General features: G+C 31.8%; 7 protein-coding genes. All 7 read right to left on the bottom strand.

Annotated elements, in window-relative coordinates; genetic code table 11:
• Positions 1 to 166: 166 nt before the first annotated feature.
• Positions 167 to 763, bottom strand: a complete 597-nt coding sequence (locus tag PF572_00805) for a hypothetical protein (protein MDA3839603.1) — start codon at positions 761 to 763, stop codon at positions 167 to 169.
• 127 nt (positions 764 to 890) lie between these two features.
• Positions 891 to 1,754, bottom strand: a complete 864-nt coding sequence (locus PF572_00800) for a hypothetical protein (protein ID MDA3839602.1) — start codon at positions 1,752 to 1,754, stop codon at positions 891 to 893.
• Between the two features lie 300 nt (positions 1,755 to 2,054).
• Positions 2,055 to 2,813 carry a hypothetical protein gene (locus tag PF572_00795; protein ID MDA3839601.1) on the bottom strand — a complete coding sequence of 253 codons (759 nt, stop codon included), beginning with the start codon at positions 2,811 to 2,813 and terminating at the stop codon, positions 2,055 to 2,057.
• Between the two features lie 255 nt (positions 2,814 to 3,068).
• Positions 3,069 to 3,785, bottom strand: coding sequence for a hypothetical protein (locus tag PF572_00790; GenBank protein MDA3839600.1), 717 nt, complete (start codon positions 3,783 to 3,785; stop codon positions 3,069 to 3,071).
• A gap of 293 nt (positions 3,786 to 4,078) precedes the next feature.
• Complete coding sequence (locus tag PF572_00785; GenBank protein MDA3839599.1) at positions 4,079 to 4,750, bottom strand: hypothetical protein; 672 nt, start codon at positions 4,748 to 4,750, stop codon at positions 4,079 to 4,081.
• Between the two features lie 180 nt (positions 4,751 to 4,930).
• The gene (locus tag PF572_00780) at positions 4,931 to 5,605 is read right to left on the bottom strand and encodes an HD domain-containing protein (GenBank protein ID MDA3839598.1); all 675 of its coding nucleotides are present in this window, start codon (positions 5,603 to 5,605) and stop codon (positions 4,931 to 4,933) included.
• 478 nt (positions 5,606 to 6,083) lie between these two features.
• Positions 6,084 to 6,789 (bottom strand): hypothetical protein (locus PF572_00775; GenBank protein MDA3839597.1); only part of this gene is annotated, 706 nt, incomplete at its 5' end.

Genomic DNA, 6,789 nt, shown 5'->3' with positions numbered 1-6,789 from the left:
GCCGTTGGCACGATTTATTACATGATATATCATCCCATCTTCGGCAGCTCGTATTATTCTTACCATACTGGAATGATATCATAATTAATAAGAAAAGGTACCTGACCCCTTTATTCTTTTGACCCCTTTATTCTTTCTTTATTCTTTCAGTATGAGGCTGTCTGGTTTAGCTGAATTTAATCCCCATTTTATTTAAAAGAATATAATATACTACTAAGGTTATAACAAAAACAAAAGACATTATGACAAATTTTTGTTTTTTATGATGTTTTTTATGGTATGTTCTGTCTTTATGCCTTGCAACATCAAAAAGCTCATCACCAAATTTCACTGACATAAATGTTCCGACACCTGAAAGGATAAATATAATCCACATCGGGAATGGTTGATCAATAATATTCTTAAACACAGTCAACAAAGCTGTTTTGCTATATATGCTTGGATTTAGAAAATAAACAAATATATTCAGTAGTATGGCAGCCCCTGTAACATAAATTTCTGAAACAAACATTCTTATCCTAAATATTAAACGAAGAGGAAATCCAATCAAAAATCCAGCATCTGCGACAGGAGTAGATAATACAAAAAAAGACCAAGTTAGCCAACTTAATAAGAATCCTTCGCCAGCCCCAAATTTTGTTGAAATATAAATTGTATAAGCCAAAAACAACAAAATAACCAACAAAAACCTCAACCAAACATTACGATGGGTTTCGTTTTTTAAGGGTTTTACTTCTTTAATATTTTTAATTATTTTCTTCATAGGTTCACTTTTTTTATTTCCCAAAATTTTATTTTTTTCTAAACTGCTTAAGATACCCAAATATTACATTTAACCCTGGAACAATATAAATTACATACCGTGGATGAATAAGTGTTAAAAATAAAATTCACAATTCAAGACTTGACCCCAGTTCTCGATTGAAGTCTCTTTCATCGGATTCATCATTTTGAACTAGAGAAAATTGTTTAATGTATTTTGTGTTTCCTTGTTCTTTATCTATTCTATCGAGCATGAAAGTTTTACCTGATGATCTTTCTCCAAGTACAATATTTAAGCCAGTAGAAAGTTTTTGGCCAGTATCAAAAATTCTAAATAAATGATTTCCATCTTCTTCGGAAAGAGAAACTTTTTCTTTATCTGTGAAGCAAGATTTAAGAGATTGTAAGCTTATTTCAGAGCAATCAACGAAGGTTTGTTTTGTGGGAAAAGCTTCAAGACCATCCATAATTCTAATATCACTAGAATATATAGGCACTAGGCTTGATCCTTCTTTTTTTGCACGGATGAATTTTTTTATACTACTAACTTCACCTGCCGTTATAAAGTCCTTTAACTTCTCAATAGTATCAGTGCTTATTTTTTTGCTTTTCCCTAAATGAGGAATTAATAAATAATTATCTAAATTTCCAAATATATCTCTTAGCTCTTCAATGCTTATGCTACTCTCTGGAGTTATAATTTTTTTTGAAACTTTATCACATTTCACTCCAAAGTCTACAAGGTCATCGTTATCATAAAGAAGTATCATATGACCTTTTTCTAGATTTATTTCTATTCCAGGAAACGTTTTTATTTTGACAGTATTTTTTATTGCTTCAAATTGTTTGATATCAAAAAGGTTGTGGTTGGTAATAGCAATTGCATCTAATTGTGCGTTATCGATATATTCTTGAAGTTTTTCTAAGCTAAAAACAAAATCACTATCGCTTATTGTTGGTATAGTATGAATATGTAAGTCGATTTTTTTCATTTTAAAAATTTTACTGGAGCGAAGCGACCTCTGGTTTCCCCTTTTAATTAATTAAAAATCAAATTTAAATTCTTTATTAAAGGCCTATCAAAACACCTACTAAAAAGAAAATATTTTATGAATTGCGTATAACGTTACAGGATAAAAGAAGTTTTCGTAGTGAAACGGAGAAAATTTGGGAAAATTGCGAGTTGAGCAATTTTCCTTTTATCTCTTGTTATGTGTCCAGAGTGGAATGAAATGGAGCTCAAGCGCAGCGTGGTCGGAGCGTTAGCGGAGAAGTTCAAAAATCCAAACCCGTTAATTAGTCTGTACTGAAACACATTTATTTTCTTCACATTTCAAATTAATTCTATCAGGTGAAAGACATGTAACTTCTGGAAATGAACATTTAAAATCAGAAAATACTTTCTCTTTAAGTTTTACAGTTGTTAAATCCTCATTTTTATTAAAAATCCTATCACATCCTTTATTAAAACCAAGATTTGGTTTATAGATACAGTCTGAATCAACATTACAGTGATTAGCCTTATTAATTAATGTAATTATTTCATTTTCCAACCCTTTGCAATCAATAATGTCTTTTATGCCTAGATATTTAATAGATATAATATCATTATATTTTTTCACTGAACCTTTAAAGTTGTATATATTTCCAAATTCAATTCTATCAATGACTGAGTCAGGGACAGAATATACTAAAATTTGATTTTTATTAAGTATAGTTTTTTCTTTTAGTGGATTGGTTTTTAGCTCATCTTTGCTTTCGGATAATATTATGTATCCAGAATCAGGTGCACAAGGTGTTTCTGGCAAATATGGTGGGTCAGTTATTCTAAAAGCACATGATTTTGTTTTGAATATTAAATATCCACTTAGTGAATTCACAATTTTTGTATTATTTAAATTTTGATTAATTAATGAAATATTTGTATTGATTGGATTGTTGGTAATAATAGATGTAGAATTATTTATTTCATTTTTAGAAGTTCTTAAATTAGAGCAACCAACTAAAAAGAATATTAAGAAAAAAGACATTAAAATTATTTTGTTTCTCATATTTTATATTTAATAGTTATTATTTATAAATTTTTGTAATAGTTTGGATTTTTGAATTACACATAACATTGGTGTTTGGCGAAGTTTTCCGTAGGAAAATTTGGGTGGAGCCTGCAAGGCGGAACCGCTTAACACCTGTTATGTGGTGAGAGTGCAACTCGAACGAGCGCAGCGACAGTTTACCTCTCAAAATGAGTTAGATCATATATTTAAAGAAAAAGCCCGAAAGTAGTTAAAACCGTTAAATAAATTCAATTATAAAACATTATTTTTTCCAAACTCTGCTAAAGTCAATATATGTCCTTTACCATTATATTTTATAATTTTAGGATTTTTACCTTGTGCAATCAGACCCTCTATTAAAGCTTCACCATGATGCGTTTTGATATAATTATCATTTGTTGCTAAATGAATTTCAATGTTTGAAGGTAAATTAGAAATGTTTTCAATTGGATTCGTACCATACAAAACGCTATCATATTCAGAATGGCACATGATTCCATGGTCTTTGGATGCTAATGATTTAACTTTTTGAGTTGCAATTCCATCCCAAATACAAGCACCTAATTTAGCACCGGGAACTACGGCAATTAATTTATCAGTTGGGAAATTATTAGCGATATAAAATCCAGGATAAGTACCAATACTATAAGATAAAACGCTAAATCTACCTAGATTTTGTTCCCTAATATCTTCTACTATATCACTTTGCAATTTCCTAGCTATTTCTGGATTTGAATTCGCAAAGCCAATTGGTCCCTCATATAGAATAGTTCTAGCAGTTTTAGGAATTAATCCTAGTTTTTGAGCTTCTGATATTCCTACTCTCCAAGGTAAAAAACAAACAAAAGTTTCTGAAGAATCATCATTAAAAATAGTTCTAGTAAAATTTGTATCTCCAATTAGATGATCTTTTTTTGAAGAACCTAATTTATTATAAATTCTGTCAACTAATCCAAAATCTTTAAACATACAATAAGTAATTGTTTTGTATTTATATTATTATTTACTTTTTGAGAGAGGGCTTTTTCTTTTTCTAACTAAAAATTCTCATTTTGAGAGGGAAATTGCACATAACGTCAGTGATAACTGAAGTTTTCTTGAGCAAGGCGAAAGAAAATTTGGGAAAATGCCGAGCTGAGGCATTTTCCAGTTATTACTTGTTGTACGACCCGAACCCTCACCTTCTATACCTTATTATTATAACTTATAAAAGGTGAGGGTGAGAGCGCAGCGTGGCTTGAGTTTTGCCCAATAAATAATTTTTATTGTTCATTAGAAATTTTTTCAGCCATTTTCAAAATAAAATCTTCAATCCATTCTTCGTCTATTTTTTCATCAACGCGAGATTCTCTGACATTGCTAAAAAATTTTTCTATATCCGCTTTCTTCAAGGCTTCATATTCTAATCTGTCTTCTTCGTCTTTATTTTCCATTTCTGGGATAGTTGCTAACGCTCTGTTTATGTTTATAGTTCCTTGTAAAAAGTCATATAGATTTTCAAATGAAGAAAAATTTTTTAGCTTTCCTTGATTTTTATATTCCTGGAACTTTTTCTCTATTTCATCAAGCGTTTCAGGAAAATATTTTTTTACTCTCTCAAGGCCTCTTTGATATGCATCTTGCTCTTTTATCTCCATATAATGTCCCCATTCTTTTTCTTTCTCAATTTGATCAATTTCAGGATTAAATTCTTCTTGTCTAAGATGACCTAGTTCGTGAATAGTAACACCAAGAGAAAGAAAAACATCTCCAGCGGGATAATGCACTTCAAAATCCTTTGTGCCTTCCTTGACTCTGCCAGTGCCCTGAATTTCAACGGGCCAACCTAGGGACTTTTTTCTTTCTCCTAGTGATTCTGGTAGTTTGGAGAGTGAAAAAATATTTTCCTTTTTCAAGGAATACTCAGGCTGAAAAATTTTTTCATTATTATTCATAAAAATTATTTATTGGGCAAAATTTCGTACAACGTTGGGATTATGAGAAGTTTGCGGAACGTAGTGGAGCAAATTTGGGAAAATCTCGAGCCGAGAGATTTTCCTCATAATCCTTGTTATACGAGGGTGACGACCGAAGAGAGGAAAGCGCAGCGTCCCCTTGAGTTCATCCCAACCCCGTTACATCTTACCATTAATTTCGCTTTCTAATCTTTTAAAAAAATTTTCAGAAAAAATCATTCTATCTTTTGCAACTTGCTTTGCTTTATCAGTATATAAATAATTTAGGATATGTTTATCTTTAGTTTCCCAATTAATTTGTGGGCTATGTTTGGTTTTATTTTGGATTCTTCCATTAATTTTGCCACCTAAATTTTCTTTGGCATATTCTTCAATGTCTGCATTTTTGTATATATGTGCATTATTTCTTCCAACCCAAACAAATGCTCTTGCAATACCAATTGCACCAACAGTTTCTAATTTGTCTGCATCGAAAACGATTTTAGCTTCTTTTGTTTGGGGTTTATTTTCAGTTCTATATCTGTGAGAAATAATGCAATCTTGAATATGATTAATTTTATCTTTGGAATATTCTAAATTATTTAAAATAGGTTCTGCCATTTTTGCACTTTCAATAGCATGATCTGTTTTTCCAGTAGGATCATCAACTTCTTTTTTACCACCAATGTCATGAAGTAAAGCGGCTGCTTTTATTACATCTAAATCAACATCTTCATTTTCAGCAAGATGTAATGCCAAATTATAAACTCTCATGACATGGTCAAAATTATGAGCAGAACAAAAAGCAAGTTCTTCTTTAACTATTTCTTTGATTTTTTCAATTTTTTCATCCATATTTTAATAGATTAGAAAGTAATATATAAATTTAGGGGTTGGGGTGAATTTCGTATAATGTGGTGCGCTTGATGCGAAGTTGTCAGACCAAGACGGAGCGTAGCGATGTTTTGGGGTGACAATTTCGCATAAGTAGCTGTTATACGACAGTTTGCTGTTACGAGAGGAGCGAGTAGCAGTAAATTGGCGTATGGCAGATGCTGGTAAGCGCACCACATTATACAAAATTTGATGGGGCCTGCGAGCGGTAGCGAGTGGTCACAGCAAATTTTGTATAACGTTCACCGATGAAGCGAAGTTGCGCGTGTATATATAAATTAAATATTGATAATTCGCTTACAGTCAGTATATCACTAAACAGTGGTTATCGTCAGCTCAATTTGGGTCGAAAGAATTTCCTTATTATTATTTCTCTTTAAGCGATAGCGTAAGAGGAAAGTTAAAATTAAGAAAGATTCTGCAGCCGCTTATCGCGTTGTTAGACGTTGTTGCTGTGTGAATTTCGAAAAGGGAAAATTGCGTCCTTGATAGTTCGTTCAAAGAAATTAAGGTGCGCAGTCCCAGTTATAAGTACAACAGTACCACTTTCTATGATATTCGCTTTAATGTTTTTAAGCATTTCAACTTCACGCGCACTCTCTTTGTCTTTGTCAGTTAGTTCGTCCATACCATCAACATCTAGCAATTTTTCATTTTTGATTTTATTAAAATCCTTCCATGATAATTTTTTTATTAATTTTTTTTGTTTTTCAATTATTGCTTGATTATTCTCAGGCGTGACGCCCTCCCGAAAAACATCTATTGTTGAATCGAAACCCGCTACTTTCACATTGTTACTTTTAGCCCACTCAAACGCAAATATCATTTCGGGAGGATATGAACTTAAATCGTTTTTAACAATATCATCATTGTTTATTTCAACTAATAATTGATCAGGCTTAAAACTCTCAATAACCTCTTTAAGTTCATTGTTCGGCGTTATGCCAGCGTGTAAAGTTCCTATGACTATGATTTTTCTCGGCATAAAAAAATTGATAAAAAAATTATTCACACAGTAATTTCGTCTAATGTGGTGCGCTTGATGCGAAGTTGTCAGACCAAGACGGAGCGTAGCGATGTTTTGGGCTGAAAATTTCGCATAAGTAGCTGTTATACGACAGTTTGCTGTTACGAGCGGTAGCGAG

The sequence above is a fragment of the Patescibacteria group bacterium genome, assembly GCA_027858235.1.
Lineage (GTDB): Bacteria > Patescibacteriota > Patescibacteriia > Patescibacteriales > BM507 > BM507.
This window is presented reverse-complemented; position numbering and strand designations above follow the sequence as displayed.

Excerpts from the sequence above, each read along its gene's own strand:
- PF572_00805 (MDA3839603.1), bottom strand. The coding sequence starts at position 763 with ATGAAGAAAATAATTAAAAATATTAAAGAAGTAAAACCCTTAAAAAAC.
- PF572_00800 (MDA3839602.1), bottom strand. The coding sequence starts at position 1,754 with ATGAAAAAAATCGACTTACATATTCATACTATACCAACAATAAGCGAT.
- PF572_00795 (MDA3839601.1), bottom strand. The coding sequence starts at position 2,813 with ATGAGAAACAAAATAATTTTAATGTCTTTTTTCTTAATATTCTTTTTA.
- PF572_00790 (MDA3839600.1), bottom strand. The coding sequence starts at position 3,785 with ATGTTTAAAGATTTTGGATTAGTTGACAGAATTTATAATAAATTAGGT.
- PF572_00785 (MDA3839599.1), bottom strand. The coding sequence starts at position 4,750 with ATGAATAATAATGAAAAAATTTTTCAGCCTGAGTATTCCTTGAAAAAG.
- PF572_00780 (MDA3839598.1), bottom strand. The coding sequence starts at position 5,605 with ATGGATGAAAAAATTGAAAAAATCAAAGAAATAGTTAAAGAAGAACTT.